At 40.6% G+C, this 20,694-nt stretch carries 18 protein-coding genes; 7 read left to right on the forward strand and 11 right to left on the reverse strand.

Annotated elements, in window-relative coordinates; all coding sequences use genetic code 11:
• The first annotated feature begins 100 nt into the window (after nt 1-100).
• Nucleotides 101-1,135 (forward strand): pyruvate dehydrogenase (acetyl-transferring) E1 component subunit alpha, encoded by a 1,035-nt coding sequence (gene pdhA, locus CYAN7822_RS08295; RefSeq protein WP_013321798.1) that lies wholly within the window; start codon nt 101-103, stop codon nt 1,133-1,135.
• A gap of 401 nt (nt 1,136-1,536) precedes the next feature.
• Here the strand turns inward: pdhA and CYAN7822_RS08300 are convergent, their stop codons facing one another.
• On the reverse strand, nt 1,537-1,902 hold the full coding sequence (locus CYAN7822_RS08300) for a DUF1815 family protein (protein WP_041933175.1): 366 nt from the start codon (nt 1,900-1,902) through the stop codon (nt 1,537-1,539).
• A 619-nt stretch (nt 1,903-2,521) separates the two neighbouring features.
• Between CYAN7822_RS08300 and CYAN7822_RS08305 the strand changes: the two genes are divergently transcribed.
• Nucleotides 2,522-2,989 carry an ABA4-like family protein gene (locus tag CYAN7822_RS08305; RefSeq protein ID WP_013321800.1) on the forward strand — a complete coding sequence of 156 codons (468 nt, stop codon included), beginning with the start codon at nt 2,522-2,524 and terminating at the stop codon, nt 2,987-2,989.
• Between the two features lie 76 nt (nt 2,990-3,065).
• Here the strand turns inward: CYAN7822_RS08305 and CYAN7822_RS35270 are convergent, their stop codons facing one another.
• The 3 genes from CYAN7822_RS35270 to CYAN7822_RS08325 all read right to left on the reverse strand — a co-directional run bounded on the left by CYAN7822_RS35270 (nt 3,066) and on the right by CYAN7822_RS08325 (nt 7,100).
• Nucleotides 3,066-3,800, reverse strand: a complete 735-nt coding sequence (locus CYAN7822_RS35270; RefSeq protein ID WP_013321801.1) for a PEP-CTERM sorting domain-containing protein — start codon at nt 3,798-3,800, stop codon at nt 3,066-3,068.
• A 258-nt stretch (nt 3,801-4,058) separates the two neighbouring features.
• Complete coding sequence (locus CYAN7822_RS08320; RefSeq protein ID WP_013321803.1) at nt 4,059-4,976, reverse strand: ion channel; 918 nt, start codon at nt 4,974-4,976, stop codon at nt 4,059-4,061.
• Between the two features lie 39 nt (nt 4,977-5,015).
• Nucleotides 5,016-7,100 carry an acylase gene (locus CYAN7822_RS08325; RefSeq protein WP_013321804.1) on the reverse strand — a complete coding sequence of 695 codons (2,085 nt, stop codon included), beginning with the start codon at nt 7,098-7,100 and terminating at the stop codon, nt 5,016-5,018.
• Nucleotides 7,101-7,426: 326 nt separating this feature from the next.
• Between CYAN7822_RS08325 and CYAN7822_RS08330 the strand changes: the two genes are divergently transcribed.
• From CYAN7822_RS08330 to CYAN7822_RS08340, 3 genes are all read left to right on the forward strand, one after another.
• A complete protein-coding gene (locus CYAN7822_RS08330) occupies nt 7,427-8,101 on the forward strand; it encodes a cadmium resistance transporter (protein WP_013321805.1) in 675 nt (224 codons plus the stop codon).
• A gap of 85 nt (nt 8,102-8,186) precedes the next feature.
• Complete coding sequence (gene upp, locus CYAN7822_RS08335; protein WP_013321806.1) at nt 8,187-8,837, forward strand: uracil phosphoribosyltransferase; 651 nt, start codon at nt 8,187-8,189, stop codon at nt 8,835-8,837.
• A gap of 106 nt (nt 8,838-8,943) precedes the next feature.
• Nucleotides 8,944-9,231: a ssl2009 family thylakoid membrane protein gene (locus CYAN7822_RS08340; protein ID WP_013321807.1), complete on the forward strand. Its 288-nt coding sequence runs from the start codon at nt 8,944-8,946 to the stop codon at nt 9,229-9,231.
• 14 nt (nt 9,232-9,245) lie between these two features.
• Here CYAN7822_RS08340 and recR read toward each other — a convergent pair whose 3' ends face one another.
• The 3 genes from recR to thrC form a co-directional block, all read right to left on the reverse strand.
• Nucleotides 9,246-9,839: a recombination mediator RecR gene (gene recR, locus CYAN7822_RS08345; RefSeq protein ID WP_071881419.1), complete on the reverse strand. Its 594-nt coding sequence runs from the start codon at nt 9,837-9,839 to the stop codon at nt 9,246-9,248.
• A 162-nt stretch (nt 9,840-10,001) separates the two neighbouring features.
• Entirely contained in the window at nt 10,002-10,280 is a 279-nt protein-coding gene (locus tag CYAN7822_RS08350) for a MoaD/ThiS family protein (RefSeq protein ID WP_013321809.1), read from the reverse strand.
• Between the two features lie 121 nt (nt 10,281-10,401).
• Entirely contained in the window at nt 10,402-11,712 is a 1,311-nt protein-coding gene (gene thrC / locus CYAN7822_RS08355) for a threonine synthase (protein WP_013321810.1), read from the reverse strand.
• Between the two features lie 583 nt (nt 11,713-12,295).
• Here thrC and CYAN7822_RS34490 point away from each other — a divergent pair.
• Nucleotides 12,296-16,525, forward strand: a complete 4,230-nt coding sequence (locus CYAN7822_RS34490; RefSeq protein WP_013321811.1) for an EAL domain-containing protein — start codon at nt 12,296-12,298, stop codon at nt 16,523-16,525.
• Here CYAN7822_RS34490 and CYAN7822_RS40155 read toward each other — a convergent pair.
• Complete coding sequence (locus CYAN7822_RS40155) at nt 16,503-16,637, reverse strand: hypothetical protein (protein WP_280989824.1); 135 nt, start codon at nt 16,635-16,637, stop codon at nt 16,503-16,505. The genes CYAN7822_RS34490 and CYAN7822_RS40155 overlap by 23 nt on opposite strands.
• A 273-nt stretch (nt 16,638-16,910) precedes the next feature.
• On the opposite strand from CYAN7822_RS40155, the gene CYAN7822_RS08365 reads away from it, so the two are divergent.
• Nucleotides 16,911-17,354, forward strand: coding sequence for a hypothetical protein (locus tag CYAN7822_RS08365; RefSeq protein ID WP_013321812.1), 444 nt, complete (start codon nt 16,911-16,913; stop codon nt 17,352-17,354).
• A gap of 62 nt (nt 17,355-17,416) precedes the next feature.
• Here the strand turns inward: CYAN7822_RS08365 and kaiC are convergent, their stop codons facing one another.
• The 3 genes from kaiC to CYAN7822_RS08380 form a co-directional block, all read right to left on the reverse strand.
• Nucleotides 17,417-18,979, reverse strand: a complete 1,563-nt coding sequence (gene kaiC / locus CYAN7822_RS08370; protein ID WP_013321813.1) for a circadian clock protein KaiC — start codon at nt 18,977-18,979, stop codon at nt 17,417-17,419.
• Nucleotides 18,980-19,044: 65 nt separating this feature from the next.
• Complete coding sequence (gene kaiB, locus CYAN7822_RS08375) at nt 19,045-19,365, reverse strand: circadian clock protein KaiB (protein ID WP_013321814.1); 321 nt, start codon at nt 19,363-19,365, stop codon at nt 19,045-19,047.
• A gap of 36 nt (nt 19,366-19,401) precedes the next feature.
• Nucleotides 19,402-20,364: a circadian clock protein KaiA gene (locus tag CYAN7822_RS08380; RefSeq protein ID WP_013321815.1), complete on the reverse strand. Its 963-nt coding sequence runs from the start codon at nt 20,362-20,364 to the stop codon at nt 19,402-19,404.
• Nucleotides 20,365-20,694: the final 330 nt, after the last annotated feature.

Consider the following 20,694-nt stretch of genomic DNA (forward strand, 5'->3'; position numbering starts at 1 on the left):
ATGGCTTATTAAAAGGCTTCTTTAGAAGATAGCTAATAAGGCCCCTTTAATCATAAACTGTAAAGTTAACCCCTTTAAATAAAAGATTAGGAGTGATCCTATGGTTTCTGAACGGACTTTACCTACTTTTAACTCGGCTGGCGTTAGTATTACTGCTTCTGAAGGTTTGATGCTTTATGAGGATATGGTCTTAGGACGGATGTTCGAGGACAAATGTGCCGAGATGTATTATCGGGGCAAAATGTTTGGTTTTGTTCATTTATACAATGGTCAAGAGGCTGTTTCTACTGGGATCATTAAAGCGTTGCGTCCCGATGAAGATTATGTTTGTAGTACCTATCGGGACCATGTTCATGCTCTTAGTTGTGGGATTCCGGCTCGTGAAGTGATGGCAGAGTTATTTGGTAAAGAAACCGGCTGTAGCAAGGGACGGGGCGGTTCGATGCACTTGTTTTCGGAAAAACATCGTTTATTGGGGGGGTTTGCTTTTGTCTCTGAAGGCATTCCCGTCGCTACAGGAGCCGCTTTTCAAACTAAATATCGTCGTGATGCTCTCGGAGATGAAACGGCTGATCAGGTAACGACCTGTTTCTTTGGGGATGGGGCTTCTAATAATGGTCAGTTTTTTGAGTGTCTGAATATGGCGGCTTTGTGGAAGTTGCCCATTATTTATGTGGTAGAAAACAATAAATGGGCTATTGGTATGGCTCATAACCGGGCGACCTCTCAGCCTGAAGTCTATAAGAAAGCAAGCGTTTTTAATATGCCTGGGATCGAGGTGGATGGGATGGATGTTTTAGCTGTTCGCACTGTGGCTAAAGAGGCCATTGCCCGTGCAAGAGCCGGTGAAGGCCCTACCCTCATTGAGGCATTAACCTATCGTTTTCGGGGTCATTCTCTTGCCGATCCCGATGAGTTACGCTCAAGTGATGAAAAACAATTTTGGTCAGCCCGCGATCCCATTAGCCGCTTAGGTTCTTATTTGTTAGAACATGACTTAGCCAGTCAAGAAGACTTAACTCAAATTGAGAAAAAAGTGCAGGGGATCATTGAAGAGGCGGTGACTTTTGCTGAACAAAGCAAAGAACCCGACCCGAGCGAATTACGTCGCTATATTTTTGCTGAAGATGAATAAAAATCTGCTCACTTAAGGGACTATCTCAACTGGTCCTTTGGGTTAAACCTGATGATTGCTTTACCCGGTCAGAAGTTAGATCAAAAGAGTTAATCACATTTTCTAACTATCTGACCTATTTCTTGTGGGGTGCTGGCCCCATGAAATATGCCAAAAGCTAATGGCAACAGTTACGGCTTGAGCGAAAAATGGCCCGAGACGCACAAAGCGCGAAGTCTGGGGAAACTTTACAACTATCATAACAACCAATCCTTACAGAGATTCATCGGTTGAAAATGGACTAATAGTCGTATAGGGGGCTTACTTTGCGCTCTTAAAAGTGCCGATAAACCCTTTTTATCTATTTGGTACTCTGGCTTTTAATAGAGGAAATCTAGACTCCACGAAAGCAATAATAAGGATTAGACCGCTTGCATTTGCTGCCCTTTTAGACGAACACTTTGTAATTTAAACTCAGAAGGCGGAACTTGATACTTGACTAAATCCGCTAAATCTTCTAATTGGCTGATGGCTTCTGCTCCCTCTAATTTCATCAATTCTCGGTCATCTCGCATTTCTGTCCAGGTGATTCCATAGTCGGAGACGAGAAAACGAATTAAATGATTTTCGCCCAAACTCACCATAAACGAGGCACTGTTCATTTCATGACCACAGGTGTAGCAAGAAGCTAGATAACCTCGATTTTCTAAGGTGATCGCTAGGGCTTGCAGATTCATGACTAAATCTTTCACGAATTGCCGATGTTGTTGTGCTAGTCGTATAAACACATTAATCCTCCGGGTGACACTCCTCATTATAAAACCTTAATAGTTTTTTAAGATTCTTTCGAGGAAAAATATTGTACTTGATTTGCCAATAGCCTACTCAGCTTAAATGAGGGGCGATAGCTTATACTGCACAGCCTAGCTTGATTTTCTACAAATGCCCAGTATTGAGAGTTACAGTCTGGTGATAGTTATCAGGTAACCCTTACTCATAAGGCAAGCTTGTGTCATGGGATCTGTTCAAGTGGACTAGGCTGAGGAGATTTAAGGACTTACCTCGGCTAGGCTGTAGGAGAGGGGAAAAACACTCACAATGAGAATAGATCGGACTGCTGTGGCAACATCTCATCGCTCGAGAGTGAGTAACAAGTGCCTAACTCAAGTAGACAATGAGAGATAGCCTTGGTCAAAACAGTTGAAAAACCCCTCAAGACGATCATGGCTATTGTGGCAGTCTTTTGACTGAGATCGACAAAGAACTTAACAACTATGTTGCTAGTGCTTAACATAAATCAACTTCGCTCATCAGTCATCTATCATTAGTCATTTATTAGCCGACTGCGTGGCGGCTAAGTAAAAATGCTACCCTAGTTAGAGGCAAACTCCTCTAAAATTTCTTCCTATGACTATAAGCATTACACAATTGTTTGATCTGGCGAACTTATTTGTTTTGCCTTTTTGGGGACTAATGATTTTACTACCCCATTGGGGAGTTACCAAAAAAGTGATGGAATCTTATCTTCCTTTTGTCGTTTTAGCAGGGGCTTATATTTACTGTTTTATTAACTCTGTTAATGCCATTCCTGTCGACTCGGCTGGGTCTTTCATTAATCCCCATTTAAGTGATATTGCTAGTTTATTTGCCGATGAGAGAGTAGCGGCGGCAGGATGGATACATTTTTTAACGCTTGATTTATTCTTGGGAAGATGGATTTATTGGGAAGGACAACGAACCGGAATCTGGACAATTCATTCTTTGATTTTATGTCTGTTTGCTGGGCCAATAGGATTATTGTCTCATCTAATTACTGTAGCAGTAGCTAATCAGTTTTTGAAAGGGAAAGAACAGTTGACAGAAATTAGTCAATAAATAATACAATTAACTCTAATAAATGTTATTACTAGAGTTATTTAAATATTTTTTAGAAAGATTGAAAGCAAATTAATTATGCTTTGTTGCTGCCTTTATTTTGTTTTTTGGATAACTTACCCCTAAAGAAAGTACCAAAGCTTAAAGCTGTAACTGTACCGAGAATCGTTAGAGGTTCGGGAATGGCTACATTTTGTTCTTCTACAGATACATTATCTAGCCCAAGATAAAATCCCCCAAGATAAACTCCGCTTGCAGAAGAAATTCCCACGATACTAATTGGGGTGGATGTAGATGATGCTGTAAAATCAAGGTTGAATTGTCCCCATTGGTTTCCAGTTTCCGACGAATTAAATGTGAAGGTTTGGCTAGTAGAACCAGCCGTTGCCCTAACTGAGATAGGGCCTGGGTAAAAGGGGTTATTGACTCCCAAGTTGAGGGATAGCTTGTAGGTACTACCCACCGTAGTAGAAATTGTTTGGGTTACACCTCCATAGGGAAAGGAATCATGATAACCCGTTAAGTCAAGAAAATAATCTCCAAAAGGAGTGATTACTGGCCCGTAAATATTATTATTATTTAGCCATCCTAATTCTTGATTGATAGTAGTCCATCCTGGTATTGTGGTAGAGCCTGTAGGAAGGGACATTGCTCCCAGGCCGTTATTGACAAAAGTACCGTTTGTATTTTCAAAACTGCCATTTTGCAATAAATTCGCGGCCTGTGCGGGGACTGCTATTAGCGAAATGACGGTGATAGAGGAAGAAGCCATCACTACTTTAGATAAGCCGCTTTTCCAATTAAGTTTCATTAATTTATATCTCCAGATTACATCAAAATAAAAGCTGAATAAGGCTTTTAAGAGAATTTAGTGGGATAAGTATGATATTCACTTTTGATTATCTCGTTAAAAGCGATCTGATAAAAAAGCTTTTTAACAAACTTATTAAATTTTAAATAATTGTCATTTTTTATCAGCTTTTTATTAAAACTTTGTAGTGAGCCATACTTGAAAAAGCTATGAATGTTACATTTATCCACAAAATCGAGTTTATTTATGTCTAGATATTTATAAAGGAATAACATCATGAAAGCGGCTTAAATCTATATAACGTTGTCCATTAGGTTTGCGAGCAAAAATATCGACAAAACGCCTATTCCAAACGAGGTCTGAAATGGCATAAGAATGACGAGCATGAACCGTTTGAGAGAAAGTGTCATCAATTCCCGTAAACGATACCCAAATTTCAGCTTCTATATTGTTTAAAAATTCTAAATCTTTACCCCAAAAGGGACTATTCTCATCAATCGGGTGCATAACTAACCAGCTTAAACCAAAAACAGGAGTCTGAGAGCGAATTAAATTAACGTCATAAAATCGCCGTAATTGATGACCCTCATGACTAACTTCATTAGCCAGAAAATTAACTTTAACTTGAGCTTCTATAATCTGGTTATCTCGTTGATTAGCCACTCTAAACATGAAAGTATCAATGCCATTATAAGGACAAATAACAGCGACTTTACTAAACATTACCCTAGCGGTGGGTTTAGAAAAACGAGCAAACATTAACCCGGTTAAAATCGCCAGTAAAACTAACCCAAATAAAATCTCTACTGTCACTAAAATTTGAGTATAAAGGGTTTGAGGATACATAGAACCATAACCCACAGTAGACAGAGTTTGTATACTAAAGAAAAAAGCGTCAGTTAGTGAACCGGGATGGGCGTTGGCAATTCCATCTCCTCCCGTTAGATAAACTAGGGCAAATAGGAAATTGATAGTTAAATAAACGAGAGTAATGCTCAACAAAAACTGAGGCCAAGAAAGGCTTAAAAGCCAATGATAAAGGTCGTGCCAAATAGTGTCTACTAGAGAAAAATTTTTGTCATTTTTAACCGGTTTAAAACGTTTAAGTAAATTTGGATAGGCAAAAACCTTAAGGGTTTTAGCGTTTTTCTGTAACCGTTGTTTAGGGGGTTTCATCGAACCAATGATGTTGAATTTTGTCTACTTACCAATAAGTTAGTCAATCTCTTCTTTTAATTCTAAGTGGGCTTCAATTTGAGGGCGAGTTCGCCAAACCGGACGCAATTGTCCTTGGGCATATAATTCTAATTGATCCCCCACATGAACCGATCCCGGTTGAGTGGAATTTCCATACACCATTAAGGCTTTGGCTTCTGGGGGATCAGAAAACTTGATGGCGGCTATATAGGTATCTCCAAAGGCCACTTGAAAACGTTCATCTTGGGCTTTTTGTAGATTTAACACCCGAAAACAGCCTAAAATTCCCGGTCCCCCACTGGCGGGTAAATCTTTATCCCCATAGCGCAGTCTAACCACCTCACCCCAAGAAACATCTAATCTTCCATATAACAGTTTAATTTGTGCGGCTACTCCTTCTAAGACAGCTAAAGCCGTGTTAAAGTCAGCTATGCCGGTGGGTGTCGTTAGATAATTTTGTTGATTCCAGGGTTTTGAAAATAAGCCAGAGGGTTCGATCGTCAAGGCCCAGAGGGCAAATAAGGCAGCACCTCGACTATCAGCATTGGTTTGACGGTCCCATTTATCTAAAACTTCTGCGGCTTCTATCCCGATGGGGTTAGCCAGGAAGCGGGCAGCCGGAATCAAATATTCTAAAATGCGATCAGCCATCTCTAAGCGAGAGGAAAATTTTTTGGCGATCATTTCTTCAAAAGAGAGTTTTTCCGCTTCTTGTAACAGTTTAATCGACCGTTGAGTGCGAAAAATATTACCCGTTTTCTCTAAAGAGGGAAGAGTCAGATAAGGGGGATAATTTTCTGGAGATAAGACGGGAGGATAGGTACTACTCCAAGGGGGATCATTGGTATTTTGTAACCATCCTGTAGGAGGGTTGACTAGACGGGGTAAGTCTTGGTAGGGGTGATATTCAGTCCAAAGGGTGTTAGCGGTGTCGCCGGGGACAATTTTTTTCCAGTAGTTCCAGTCGCCGGTTGAACGAATAGGGACTGTAGCATTAAATAAATAGAAGATATTCCCCTGACGGTCAGCGTAGAGAATATTAAATAGGGGTAGTTGTACAGGTTTGAGGGCGGTTTCAAATTGTTTGAGGTTAGTCGCTTGACCCATTTGCCATAATTGTTGCATGGTTCCGGGTTGATCTAACCCCACCACCCGCAAGGCGTAAGCTTGATCCTCTTTTTCGGCAATCACAACCCCTTGAATAGAGGTTTTAATAGTGATGGATGTTTCAATATAAGTGCCGTTAGACTGTCGAATTTTAATCGCTTGGGTTTCACGGGTAAAGGGACGTACTTTTCCCTCAAACAGATAACCTTCGTCTTTTAAGGTCAGTTGATAAATATCTGCCCCATCAGTGGGGTTAACCGTGAGTGTCCAACCGAGATGATCGTTAAAGGCGATCCCTAATACGGGGGTTCCTACCAAGGTGGCACCATAGCTATTGACTTCAGGGCTATTTAATTGCGCCTCATACCAGAGATAAAAATCTCCCCAAGGCAGATGGGGGTTAGCTAATAACATGGCTTGGCCGCTTTTTGATTTTGAGGGAGCGATCGCCCAGCCATTGGAACCGCCTTGTAGTTCTGTGCTTTGTAAACTGGCTACTTGTTGGGGGTTAGTGAGAAAATGAAAATAGATTACCCGTTGGAAATGGGCTAATATATCAACCGCACTAATGGGTAAAACAGCTTTTAAGGGTTCTTCTATGCGCGAGGGATACTTTTGAACATATTCATTAATTCCGGCCGCAAATGCGTCTAAATAACTTCGCATTTGGGGACTTTGTTGTTCATACCATTGTTGTGCCCTCGTAGGGATACCCATTAACCTCACATATTGATCCGAGGTGAGATAGTCTTTTCCCCAATATTCGGCGGCTCTGCCTCTTGCCTGTCCATAGAGTCGTAAAATTAAGTTACCGTGACTGTGGGTTTGTGCCCATCCAAAGGCTTTAAACAGATTTTCGGAATTATTGGCCCAAACATGGGGAATTCCCCAACTATCCCAGAGTATCTCAGTTTTGGTGGCACTCATCATCGGTATTGTCGTTATAAAGATTAAAATCAGGCTCAGGACAAAGGGCAGAAGGCGTTTAACGGTCATTGGCTGGTGAAGGTTAAAGGCTTATTTGTTACTGTAGCAGGATTTTTGCGAACTCTATTGTGTATGTTTTTAAAGTTCTAAGAAGTTATATTGCTCAAATTAGAGATATTCCCGGCTTGGTCGCCAAAAAGTCAGCAGCAACGAATACTCCTCTTCAAATTTATTCATCATTTTTATTTATCGTTTTAAAAAAAAAGAATATTTGTTTCTATGAATAGAACCAGATAGATTAGAGAAAGACCTCTAAAGACTCAAAAACTAGACAATTGAGGAAAACTTCATCACTGACGCTCTAAATAATATCTATTCAAAAAACTTAAACGCTTATGAGTTGGCTACTTAGTACCTTAATTATTGGCCTGTCCGCAGCTTTTGCCACAACATTTGACGATAATGTATACTTAACGGCCTTCTTCGGAAAAGTCAACCGAAGTTTTCATCCTAAGCATATTATTCTAGGCGAATTTGTGGGATTTACCGCCTTAGTTATGGCTAGTTTACCGGGATTTTTTGGCGGGTTATTTATTCCGGAAGCTTGGATTGGATTATTAGGTTTTCTGCCGATTATTATTGGGATTAGTAATCTTATCAGTCAGGAAGATGAAGAAGAGATGGTACAAGCTGTCTCTGTTCCCCTCAAATCTTCTGCCCCATCTAGGAGTCATAAAAAATCCCTGTGGGAAATCCTAAAAGATCGTCAAACTTATCGGGTTTCTGCCGTAACTATTGCTAATGGAGGAAACAATATTGGCATTTATGTTCCCTTGTTTGCTAGTAGCAATCTTCCCAGTTTGGGAATAATTTTGTCAGTTTGTTATTTAACTGTGGGACTGTGGTGTTTTCTCTCTTTTCATCTTACTAAAAATCCTTTGTTAGCCCCAATCTTAGCGCGTTATGGCCGTAAAATATTCCCGTTTGTCTTAATTTGGTTAGGCTGTTCTATCCTCATTAAGAGTCAATCCTATCAACTTTTAGGGAATTTAGCGTTCTTTCCTCATTAAGTAATGATTACCTGTGCCATTAAAAGATATGATAGTTCAGGTTAAGTTCATTTAATCCTTTACTCTATCAATCTTTTAAACTCTCATGAGTATGCAATTGCGCGTTTATGTGCCAGATCACCCATTGATCAAACATTGGTTAGCGATCGCCCGAGATACCAATACCCCATCAGTTCTCTTTAAAACTGCTATCACTGAACTAGGACGCTGGTTAACTTATGAAGCTGTCCGTTATTGGTTACCGACTATCGACACATCTATACAAACACCTCTGAGTGAATGCGCCGCGACTCTCATTAACCCCGAGGTTCCCATTGCCGTTATTCCCATTTTACGGGCAGGACTTGCTTTATTAGATGGGGCACAGACTTTACTCCCTCTAGCTTCTACTTACCATTTGGGGTTAGCCCGCAACGAGGAAACCCTGGAAGCGAGTTGTTATTTAAATAAATTACCCCCCCTATTTGCCCCCGACACCCGAGTGATTATTTTAGAACCCATGTTAGCTACTGGGGGATCAATTATGACAGCTATGGAAGAAGTCACTAAACGGGGTGCCGATCCGGCTTCGATGCGTGTTATTTCTGTGGTTGCTGCCCCGCCGGCTTTGCAAAAATTAGGACAACACTACCCTTCTTTAACCATTTATACCGCTATTATTGATGAAGGACTTAATAGTAAAGGCTATATTGTTCCAGGATTAGGAGATGCGGGGGATCGGGCTTTTGGGACTTAAAGTCTCTGCTGCTAGGGTTGACAAAAAACTTATAGCTTGTAAGTTCTATTAACCGTTAAGCTAGTAAGAAACTGTTTTTGATGTTATCAAGTGAGAGGAAAGGGATATGAGTCAGCGTCAAGGGTTTGCTGGTGGCTTTTTAGCAGGTGCCATCGTTGGGGGAATTATGGGCGGCTTAATTGGTTCAGCCATCGCTCAAAGGCGAAACAAAACTCAACAAGAGGATAATCACTCTTTACTCGAAGCCGGTGACGGGTTGAGATTTGAGACAGAAGAGGAAATGGAAAAAGCCAGACGCAGTTTAGAAAATAAAATTGCTCAACTCAATCATGCCATTGATGATGTCCGTCAGCAACTCGGGACAGTTCATTCTAACGGAACTGAGGAAAAATGAGTCAAAATTTGCAGTTAGTCTAATTCTCGTCGTCCTTCTAATGCCCTGGCTAGAGTTACCTCATCTGCATATTCCAGGTCTCCCCCCATCGGTAAACCGAAGGCAATGCGGGTTACTAGCGTAAAGGGTTTTAACAGTTGACCAACATAGAGGGTGGTGGTCTCTCCTTCTACACTAGGACTGATGGCTAAAATGACTTCTTGTACCTTCTGCTGGCTGACTCGCCTCACTAAGGCACTAATATTTAATTGTTCGGGTCCGATGCCATCCATCGGCGAAATAACACCCCCTAAAACGTGATATTTTCCCCCATATTCTCGAGTCTTTTCTAGGGCGATCACATCTCGAGAGTCTGCAACGACACAAATGATATTATTATTTCGATTCGGGTTGCGGCAAATTTCACAAACTGACTCGGCCGAGAGATGAAAGCAAACTTGACATAATCCTACTTGTTTTTTGGCTTCTATGATCGCTTTGGCTAAGGTGTTAACTTCTTCTTCTGGACGTTTGAGGATATGTAGGGCTAAGCGTTGGGCGGTTTTTGGACCCACGCCGGGTAAACGTTGCAATTGTTCGATCAGACGGGCTAAGGGTGGAGTAAAAATAGTCTGTTAGCCTCCTAATTTTTACAGCTTTGTAGAGTACATTAATATTAGTTTAACAGGGAATCGGGAGTAGGAGGCAGGGAAATATTAACTTAATAATGGTGCGTCAATTTGCCATAACGCACCTTTCATTTACTCATTTAAGGCAACTCAAACCCACATTTAGCCGCCTGCTACGGCAGGAACGATACTGACTTCATCCCCATCTTTAAGGGGGGTATTGGTTCCCTCGAGGAAACGGATATCTTCTGTATTGACGTAGAAGTTGAGGAAGCGGCGCGGCTGTCCATTATCTTCACACAAGCGAGCTTTAATGCCCGGAAAGGTCTGTTCTAAGTTTTCAATTAAGTCAGCGATATTGGCTGTTTCTGTACATTCTAGAGTGGCTTGATTGTTGGTGAATTTTTGTAGGGGTGTTGGAATTAAAACTGTAACGGCCATAATTGATTAATCATTAGTCATGGGTCATTAGTCATGGGTCATTAGTCATGGGTCATTAGTCATTAGCACTTGATCTTTGTTTAGTTCTTTATGCTGATGACTAATGGCTAGGGACTAATCACTAAACTAGAACTTGTTGCCATTCCAGGCGTTCTAGGGTGCGAGAACGTTCTAATGCTCTCTCAAAGCTATCTAAGTTAGCATCAATGACTAAGGGTTCACCGATGTAACCTTGAACCGCTTCTTGGGTTTTGAGTCCATTACCGGTAATATAAACTACCGTTGTTTCTTCAGGATCAATTTTTTTAGCTTCTACTAATTTCTTGAGGACAGCAATGGTGGTTCCGCCGGCGGTTTCGGTAAAGATGCCTTCGGTTTCTGCTAAAAGTTTAATGCCTTCGATAATTTCGCTGTCGTTGACCGACTCAATATGTCCGCCGGTTTTGCGGGCGATTTCTAGGGCATAAACGCCATCAGCCGGATTTCCAATCGCAATAGATTTCGCAATGGTATTGGGTTTAACCGGGGAGACAAAATCGCGGTTTTCGCTGAAGGCTTTGGCGATCGGAGAACAGCCTTCTGCTTGTGCCCCACTGAAACGCACGGGTTTTTCATCCACTAATCCGACTTTGACGAATTCTTGGAAGCCTTTGTAAATTTTGGTATATAGAGAACCCGAGGCTAAAGGCGCAACGATATGGTCCGGCAGTTTCCATCCGAGTTGTTCTGCTACTTCAAAGCCTAGGGTTTTGGAGCCTTCGGAATAGTAGGGACGCAAGTTAATATTGACAAATCCCCAGCCATAGCTATTTCCCACTTCACAACAGAGGCGGTTAACTTGGTCGTAGTTGCCTTTAACCGCCATTAAGGTTGGATTATAAATTAAGGTTCCCAAGATTTTGCCGGCTTCTAAATCGGCGGGGATGAACACACAACAGTCTAAGCCTGCACTGGCGGCTATAGCGGCTGTAGAATTGGCTAAGTTGCCGGTACTAGCACAAGAAACGGTGGTAAAGCCTAATTCTCTGGCTCTACTGAGGGCAACCGACACCACCCGGTCTTTAAAACTCAGGGTCGGCATATTGACAGCATCGTTTTTGATGTAGAGGTTTTTTAGACCCAGGCGACGGGCTAAACGATGGGATTTCACGAGGGGAGTCATCCCAGTTCCTAAGTCAATGTAGTTGTCAGTGGCAACGGGTAAGAAGGCGCGATAACGCCAAATCGAATTCGGACCCGCTTCAATCGTTTCTCGGCTTACCTGACGACGAATTAAATCATAGTCATAAGCCACTTCTAAGGGTGAGAACGTTTCTTCGCAGACGTGAAGGGCTTCGAGTGGGTATTCGATACCCCCTTCTTTTGAAACGAGCGATTTAAAGGTGGGGATAAAGCTAGAAGTGTTTGATTGAGTTTGGGTTGCCTGGGTCATGATGGTTTTTTCTTGTCCGTCAACTGATAAAGCGATACTATCACACCGGCAAAATTGAAGTCAAACATACCCGACTTTTTTTGTCGGGTTTCTACTTCTGCCCGCTTGAGAACTTGCTCAAAGAAGAATTTATCAATCAAGAAAAATGATTTTAAAATTTAAAATTCACATTTCTTTAAGCTTAATAAAACTTAAAATTTTATTGAGAATAATTTTTATTTATTAACGACATTACAAGCTTTTCAGAGATTTGTTAGAATTTCATAATTGGCATACTTATAACTATTTTTAAAAAAAGAGGCGAGACAAGTGCTTCAAATCCTACATTTTTCGTGCCGCCCAAAAAACCAAGTCAAATCAAGTCTTTGTTCCGAGTCACAATTTTGAGTAAAGATTTATTGAGAAAAAAAAGTTTTTTTTGACAAAATCAATAAAACATGATATAGAAATTTTCTTCAGATCAGTTTTAGGGAAGAGTTGAGGCTCTAACTTAAGGACGAAATAGGGCTAAAATTTTAGGAAGAGTTATAAGGTCTATTGTTGAGAATAAGTCACTTTAACTTTTACTGAAGTGAAATGTTACATGAAAACAATCATTAAGATTGTCTATTTAGGATTTTTCTCTTTATTACTAGCAAGCCAACTATTTTGTTTAAAAGGGGTGGCACAAGACACGGATCAGGTGTCATTGCTAGAAGTAACGGCTGTTATTCCCAAATACTTTCCGCCTTTATACCTTGTAGATCGAACTGGGAAACCCTCCGGTTTTGCCATTGACGTAATGAAGGAAGTAGCCAAGCTTGCCCAGTTAAAAGTGAGATATGAAATCAAAAACACTTGGTCCGAGGTACAAGAGACATTAATCAATGGGAATGCCGATTTAATTCCCAATCTAGGGATAACACCTGCCAGACAAACCCAAATGAGCTTTACGGCTCCAGTTGAGACGGATTCAGTCTCAGTTTTTGTGCGGGCTTCTAACCATCAGATCAAGACCGTCGCCCATTTAGCCGGTCATCGAGTGGGGGTGGTCAAGGGAACTGTCGGTTATGAAATCGCCAAAAACCGTCAAAATATCCAATTAGAAGTGTTTGATGGCATTGAATATGGAGTATTTGAACTATTAGCCGGTCATGTAGATGCCCTCATTTATAGTGAATCAGTATTAAAAGAAATTGTCGCCCAAGCAGATGTCAGTAACCGAATTAAAATACTTGGGGAACCTTTAGCAGAAATTAAACGAGCCATTGCACTGAGAAAAGATAATCTCCTTTTACTGACTCGTTTAGATAAAGCCGTAAACAGCTTTGTGGGTAGTCCAAAGTATGAGCAAATTTATAGGAAATGGTACGGCGAACCGGAGAACTTTTGGACAGTTGGTCGTCTATTTTGGTTGATGAGCGGCTTGCTGATCACGACAATTTTATTAATGAGTCTATGGAGATACATTTCCCTGCGTCCTTTTTATCGTCTCCAGCAAATAGAAGCCGCTTTAAGAGCCAGTGAGTCAAGATATCGGGGAATAGTAGAAGATCAAAGCGAATTCATCTGTCGATATCGTCCGGGCGGAACCTTGACCTTTGTCAATCAAGCTTACTGTCGATATTTTCAGAAAACCCCGGCAGCAGTTCTAGACAACACCTTTTGGGACCTTATTTATTCTGAAGATCAGCCGCAAGTGGCGCAAAACATAGCCAGCTTAACGCCCGAAAATCCCATGATCACTCATGAGCATCGCGTGAGGCTCTCATCTGGTGAAATTCGCTGGAATCAGTGGACAAACCGAGTAATTATGGACGAAAAGCGAAATATAATCGAGTTTCAAGCAGTAGGCAGAGATATTACTCAACTTAAACAAGTAGAAGCCGCCTTAAGACAATTAAATGAAGAATTAGAACAACGGGTAGAACAACGCACCGCCGAATTAGCCGCCGAAATTAGAGAACGTCAAGAAATCGAAACAGCCTTAATCAAAAGTCAGGCAAAATATGAGCAATTAGTAGAAAAGCTCTCAAAGAGCGAGGAACGATTACAACTGGCCTTAGAGGGAAGCGGAGACACTATTTGGGAGTGGAATCTAGGTACTGGAGAGTTGTACTGTGATCCCAATTGGATCAGGCGGCTTGGCTATGATCCTAGAGAGGAAGCCATCAATATAGAGTGGTGGCGTAGTAAAATTGATCCCGAAACGCTCTCTGACCACGAAGCCGCCCTTGAGAATTATTTAAACGGGAAAACAGAATATTTAGCCTTAGAGTACAAAATACAGACCTTAGAGGGGGAATGGTTATGGATAGGGGGGCGAGGAAAGTGTATCGCTTATGATCAGCAGCGAAAGCCTTTAAAAATACTGGGCACTCATCGAGATATTACCGAGACTAAGCAAACACAAGAGAATCTTAGACAACAACAGGAATTGCTAAAAACGATCGTTGAGCAGATTCCTGTCATGTTGGCTTATTTTGATCAACACTATAACCTTCTCTGGGTGAACCGAGAATGGGAAAAAATCTGGGGGTGGTCTTTAGAAAATAGACAAAAAGGGGATTTATTAGCAGAATTTGAGCCAGAGTCTGAGTATCGCCAATCTGTACTCAACTATATAAAGTCTGCTCAAGGAAAATGGAGAGATTTTAAAATTCTTGTGCGAGATGGCAGAATTATCGATACTTCATGGGCAAATGTTAAACTTTCAGATGGAACCAGTATCGCCATTGGCCAAGATATTACAGAACGTAAACGGATAGAGGAAATATTGCGGGAGTCTGAAGAAAAATATCGTCTGTTCTTTGATGCTAACCCTAACCCCCTTTGGGTTTACGATTTAGAAACGTTCGCTTTTTTGGAAGTCAATCAAGCGACAATTGAACATTATGGTTATACTCGGGAAGAATTTCTGGCCATGACGATTCGAGATATTCGTCCCCCTGAAGACGTTCCCCTTTTAGAACAGTATATCCTTCAGATTAATCCACATTTCAACCGTTCAGGACAGTGGCGACATCGTAAAGCCAACGGAGAGATCATTGATGTAGAAATAACTTCTCATGGACTAGAGTATGCCGGACGAAAAGCGCGGCTAGTATTAGCTCATGATATTACAGAACGTCTCAAAGCCGAAAAAGCCTTACAAGAAAGTAAAGAACGTTTTCATAGAGCCATTGTCGATGCTCCCTTACCGATTTTAATTCATGCTGAGGACGGAGAAATCGTTCAAGTTAATCATGCCTGGACCGAGTTAAGCGGCTATCATCTCGATGAACTCTCTACCATTGCAGACTGGACAGAAAAAGCGTACGGAGAAAGAAAAGACATTGTTCGCTCAGTCATCGATCAACTTTATGAAATTGACGGCAAAGTAGAAGAAGGAGAATTTGCCATTACCATTAAAAGCGGAGAAACGCGCATTTGGGATTTTAGTTCTGCTCCCCTAGGAAAACTAGCCGATGGCAGACGGTTAATTATATCTATGGCTATTGATATTACCGAACGTAAACAAGCAGAAGAACAGTTACGTCATTCGGTTTTACATGATGGGTTAACCGGTTTACCGAATCGAACTTTGCTATTAGATCGCGTTGAACAAGCTATTAAACGAAAACAACAACAGCCCAATTATTTATTTGCGATTTTATTTATTGACTTGGATCGTTTTAAAGTCGTTAATGATAGTTTAGGGCATTTAGTTGGGGATCAGTTATTAAAAACCATCGCCGATAAATTACAACGTTGCGTGCGTCCAACCGATACAGTAGCACGTTTTGGCGGGGATGAATTTGTGATTCTTTTAGAAGATTTGACGATTTGGACAGATGCCACCAAAATGGCTCAACGAATTACTGAAGAATTTGAGTCATCTTTTACTTTACAGGAACAAGAATATTTTACCTCAGCCAGTATTGGCATTACTTTTTGTTCTTCCCCAGAACAAACCCCCTCGGAATTGGTTCGCAATGCAGATATTGCCATGTATCGGTCTAAAGAAGCCGGCAGAGCTAGATATACAATGTTTGATCCGATCATGCACACCCAAGCCACTCAATTATTAGAATTAGAAACGAATTTACGTTTAGCTTTAGAGCGAGAAGAATTTATTGTTTACTATCAACCCATCGTCTCTTTAATGAATCGAAATTTGCTCGGTTTTGAAGCTTTAGTGCGTTGGATTCATCCGGAAAAAGGCGTTATTTCGCCAGCTAATTTTATCCCGGTTGCTGAAGAAACCGGCTTAATTATTCCTTTAGGTGAATGGGTATTAAGGGAGTCTTGCCGCCAGATGAAAGCTTGGCAAGAACAATTTATCGGGGCGGAAAATTTAAGAGTCAGTGTTAATCTTTCAGGCAAACAGTTACAGCAGCCGAATTTAATTAACCGTATTGATAATATTTTAACAGAAACCGGATTAGAGGGAAAAAATTTGAAGTTAGAAATAACCGAGAGTATGTTAATGAATAATAAAGAGCAAGTGAGTGAGTTGTTGCTTCAGATGAAAGCCAAAAAAATTCAAGTGAGTATTGATGATTTCGGAACGGGGTATTCTTCTTTAAGTTATCTTCATTATCTGCCGGTTGATACGTTAAAAATTGACCGTTCTTTTGTGAGTCGAATGAGTCAGGTAGGAGAAAATTTTGAGATTGTAGAAGCGATTATTACTTTAGCTCATCATTTACAAATGGATGTGGTGGCTGAAGGAGTGGAAACTGAACAACATTTAAGACAACTTCAACAGTTAGGATGTGAATTCGGCCAGGGCTATTTCTTTTCTAAACCTTTGGAGAGTGAAAAAATTGTTAGTTGGTTGGAAAGGCTTTAATGGTAGGTTGGAAACTCGGAACGAAACCGATCATTTTTTTCAGCTTTTCAAGTTCATCTAATTCTATATTCCATCGCTTATAATGCTCGAGCATTTCTTGTCTTAGATCCATAACATCCCTGAAATAACACGTTTGTATTTCTTATCGTAGTATAACAAACATAGCGATCGCCTCGTAGTTATGACCTAATTTAGTCTCCGCTCCGATAGCTCTATTCTTAGAGCCTTTTGCTTGAGAGTTAAGCAGTGATGTGATCAAAAACACACACTTGTACTATAAGTAATCATTGCTCAACGTGAGGAAAATCTCACCTATCAAAGAGAAGTTGGGAGACAATTAAAATATAATCCCTAGTCATTTCTTAAAAAAAGTAGGAAGTGAGCCATGCCGCAAATTTCTGCTATTTCTACTGTCGTCAAGCAACTCGAACCTCTTTTTCAATGGGTTTTAAACGAAGATGAACGCAACCGAAAAGGTTTCTTAAAACAAGAAAACGCTGATGCAGGCTGGGGGACCGAACGAGTTCCGCACTTTTCAGTACAAATTCGTCTTAGCTCACAATTTATGGTAGAGCTAGAAAATAACTTTTTTCCCGAAGTTGAATTACATTTTAGCTCCTCGTCTACAAGTCCAGAAGAGGCTGACCCGTTTTTGGTGGTTAATGTCTTAGAGGGTTGGTATGACTATGATTGGAGAAGGGAAAATATTGATAAATCACAAGTAATAGCGTCGGCACTAGATTTGACGAACCAAATTAGAGCCGCTTTATCCATTTCTAACTTAAATCAATTCCCAGAGGATGAAAATTCTTTTTGGCTGGTGGTTTAAAGCTTCGCTCTCGAACAGGCAAGACTAATGCTCCCTCAAGAGAGGTTAAGAGGGAGCCAAGTTTATTCGTCGAGAGTCTTATCCTTAACCCCTCGAACAATACGAGACAATTCGGTCTTTTCATCCACCGTAATGCGCGTTGGGGAGCCGCTAATAATGCGCTCATAATTGCGAAAAGAGTCTTTAATTTCTGCCCCATCTTGACTAATACTGTATTCTCGAATTCCCTTATCATGCCAAGATCCCCGCATTTTAAAGACATTAATAGCCCGAGACATTTCGCCTTTAATTTCTACATATTGCAGCATGATAATAGTATCAGTAATGGTAGAAATATGAGACTCAGTAATTGAATGAGCGCCCATAAACTGATCGGTGGTATTGGTAAAAAAGCCAGTAATTTCTTCTTGTTTAGCGTAACCCGTCACACCGATGACAAACTGTCTAAAAGCATTATTGGTTACGCCTCTAGCCAGTGCCGACAGAGAATCAATGGCGATGCGAGAGGGTTTAAAAATGGCAATTTCTGACTTAATAATTTGTAAATGGTCTTCTAAACCGGCTGATTCTGGATAAGAACACAGGAGTTTTAGCAATCCTTTTTTTTCCATCTCCTCAAAATCAATACCCCATGAGCCGGCATTTCGAGATAATTGGGCGCGAGATTCTTCATAAGCAAAGAGGATCGCTCTTTCTCCTCGGCGACACCCTTCTTCTAAAAATTTACTGACCAATAATGTTTTGCCGGTTCCAGTCGCTCCAGTGGCCAGGATAATAGAATCTTTAAAGAAACCGCCGCCACACATTTCGTCAAGAGTTTTAACACCTGAAGAAATGCGGACATTAGAAGAGCGTTGAGTAAGCCGCATCGCGCCGAGAGGAAAGATATTGATTCCATCATTGGTAATAGTAAAAGGATACTCTCCTTTCATGTGGGTCGTTCCCCGCAATTTGAGAATTTCGGCAGTTCGGCGACGACGTTCTCCTTCTAAAACGTTGCGAAGGACAACCACATTATCCGAGACAAATTCTTCTACACCAAAACGGGCGATCGGTCCGTATTCTTCCACTCGCTCGGTGGTCATAATGGAGGTGACTTTTAATTGTTTGAGTCGCGCCACGAGGCGAAAAATTTCCCGACGGACTACTGACACGGCTTCATATTGTTGAAAAACGGCTGTTACCGAGTCCACTGAAACTAATTTTGCTTTATATTTTTTGACGGCATATTGAATGCGTTCAATGAGGGCAGAAAGGTCGAAACTGCCTACCACTTCTTGCCCTTCGGGATCGGGGGAAGCATCTAAAATAAACAGTTTTCCTTCGTCAATTAATTGGTTTAAATCCCAACCAAAACTATGAGCATTTTGGATAATATCATTAGGAGATTCTTCAAAGGTGACAAATAATCCTGGGTAATCAAAATATTTAATTCCATGATAAAGAAATTGAATAGCTAATAAGGTTTTTCCCGTTCCCGAAGTGCCGCTCACTAGAGTGGTTCGTCCTACCGGTAAACCTCCATGACTAATTTCATCAAATCCTTCGATCATGGTCCGAATTTTTCGGACTCCTTTGGAGGTGACCTTGTATTTTTGTTGTCTGCTGGGAATGGGTTCATTCATCTTTGTTTAATCAACCAATCCTAAATTAATTATTTTGTTGAGGGAGTTTTAAAAAATGGTTCTATTTAAAAGTCTAATTCGGCTTCTCTATCTTGGATTTCATCATAGAGAAGATCTAATCCTATTAAGACTTTTTCTCGATCAGATAGATCCCCAATAATTTTCCGAACCGGAGGCGGTAAAACTTTGGCTAGTGTTGGGGTTGCTAAAATTTTATCTTCCTCAGCCAGTTGAGGATTTTTTAGCACATCGATCACTTTTAAGGCATAAACCCCTTGAAATTCTTGTTCCAAAATAGTTTTCAAAGTTTTTAAAGCCCTAACCGAGTTAGGGGTGTTACCAGCCACATAGAGTTTCAGAACATAAGTCTTTCTAAAAGTATTCATAGGGGTACTAAAATCTGTTTTTATTGGCAATTTTTATTAATCAATTCTAAATAATAATTCATAAGGTATATCTTCTCTAGGAATCGAACGACGGTACATTTCTCCTAAATGGGCGAGAATATCAATGAGAGCCAAGCGATAATCCAGTAAAATTTCTTCGCTTCTTCCTTCGAGTTTTAGTTGCTGAGAAAATTCATCCATTAACTCCATGTGAATTTCTAAAATTTGGGAAACTGAAATATCGGCAAAAAAGCAACGATTTACAAATTGATCGATCGCCTGATTAACCGGAAAATCTTGGGAAAAATAATTGATAATTACCTCTCGATAATCTGAGCTTAATAGTGCGAGAAGTTCTTTTTTGTCACTGGAAGATAGATTTCGATAAAAATGCTCTGAATTTCTCTTATAGTATACTCCTAAATAACCTAATCGTTCTTTGAGTTTTTCGGCAAGACGACGCTGTTGAAGCAGCAAAAAATTTTGCTTCTCTTCGATAAGATTCGGTTTACTTCGACTCAGAGATTGTTCGGAAATAGAACAATTCGGGCCTAAATGAAGAAACCGAGTAATGGCCTGATCGATAACCGAAGCGATATCTTCTAGTTCATTTATCTTAAAACGGATTTCAGCCGAATGATACAGAAAAGTGGGAGCATCTTTTGGCGACGAGGGGGATTCTTCTGGCAAGCGGCTTTCGGCGATCGCCGGCGGCGTAGCATTATACAATTCAGATAATGAAGTTGAAGGACTTTCCAGCAAGACCACAGGCAGTAAAACCCCTTCCTCATAGAGTTGGTTAAATAGAGGAAGAAGGGTGGGCAGTTTTAACACCACCAGACAATCAATTTTGTCTTTATTTTCCTCGATTGCCTCGAGTAACTCATCCATTGAGTTGACAAAAATGAGAGTATAACGCTCTGTACTCAGTAAGCGTGTCAAAGACTGAGCAATAGAGGTTTCGGGTACAAATAAATAGATAGTCAGTCTAAAATGCAAGGGCTTTTTCTCTATAACGACGAACAATAGATAATACAGAGGCGGGGGATACAGTGGGGATGATTAAATGAAGTTGACACCATTGAGCGATAGGACTCCAAGCTAGTAGTTGTTAAAACGTTAACATTTATTGCTTCTTTCTTATAAATTGTAATTAATTGTAAGGTAATAGTGTATGTCTCCCCTTGAATCAGGTCATAATAAAGATTGAGGCTCACTCCTTCAGAAGGCTTATCAGATTAACGCAAGTGGCTAAAATGTTCAATCACGACAGACAGTTGAGAAAAAACTGTTTAAAGTGAAGAGATCACAATCACTGCTAAGTATGTT

Source organism: Gloeothece verrucosa PCC 7822, assembly GCF_000147335.1.
GTDB lineage: Bacteria > Cyanobacteriota > Cyanobacteriia > Cyanobacteriales > Microcystaceae > Gloeothece > Gloeothece verrucosa.

Excerpts from the sequence above, each read along its gene's own strand:
- kaiC (WP_013321813.1), bottom strand. The coding sequence starts at position 18,979 with ATGAATGAACCCATTCCCAGCAGACAACAAAAATACAAGGTCACCTCC.
- CYAN7822_RS08320 (WP_013321803.1), bottom strand. The coding sequence starts at position 4,976 with ATGAAACCCCCTAAACAACGGTTACAGAAAAACGCTAAAACCCTTAAG.
- CYAN7822_RS35270 (WP_013321801.1), bottom strand. The coding sequence starts at position 3,800 with ATGAAACTTAATTGGAAAAGCGGCTTATCTAAAGTAGTGATGGCTTCT.
- CYAN7822_RS34490 (WP_013321811.1), top strand. The coding sequence starts at position 12,296 with ATGAAAACAATCATTAAGATTGTCTATTTAGGATTTTTCTCTTTATTA.
- kaiB (WP_013321814.1), bottom strand. The coding sequence starts at position 19,365 with ATGAATACTTTTAGAAAGACTTATGTTCTGAAACTCTATGTGGCTGGT.
- pdhA (WP_013321798.1), top strand. The coding sequence starts at position 101 with ATGGTTTCTGAACGGACTTTACCTACTTTTAACTCGGCTGGCGTTAGT.
- CYAN7822_RS08350 (WP_013321809.1), bottom strand. The coding sequence starts at position 10,280 with ATGGCCGTTACAGTTTTAATTCCAACACCCCTACAAAAATTCACCAAC.
- CYAN7822_RS40155 (WP_280989824.1), bottom strand. The coding sequence starts at position 16,637 with ATGGATCTAAGACAAGAAATGCTCGAGCATTATAAGCGATGGAATATA.
- CYAN7822_RS08305 (WP_013321800.1), top strand. The coding sequence starts at position 2,522 with ATGACTATAAGCATTACACAATTGTTTGATCTGGCGAACTTATTTGTT.
- CYAN7822_RS08325 (WP_013321804.1), bottom strand. The coding sequence starts at position 7,100 with ATGACCGTTAAACGCCTTCTGCCCTTTGTCCTGAGCCTGATTTTAATC.
- CYAN7822_RS08340 (WP_013321807.1), top strand. The coding sequence starts at position 8,944 with ATGAGTCAGCGTCAAGGGTTTGCTGGTGGCTTTTTAGCAGGTGCCATC.
- CYAN7822_RS08330 (WP_013321805.1), top strand. The coding sequence starts at position 7,427 with ATGAGTTGGCTACTTAGTACCTTAATTATTGGCCTGTCCGCAGCTTTT.
- thrC (WP_013321810.1), bottom strand. The coding sequence starts at position 11,712 with ATGACCCAGGCAACCCAAACTCAATCAAACACTTCTAGCTTTATCCCC.
- CYAN7822_RS08365 (WP_013321812.1), top strand. The coding sequence starts at position 16,911 with ATGCCGCAAATTTCTGCTATTTCTACTGTCGTCAAGCAACTCGAACCT.
- upp (WP_013321806.1), top strand. The coding sequence starts at position 8,187 with ATGAGTATGCAATTGCGCGTTTATGTGCCAGATCACCCATTGATCAAA.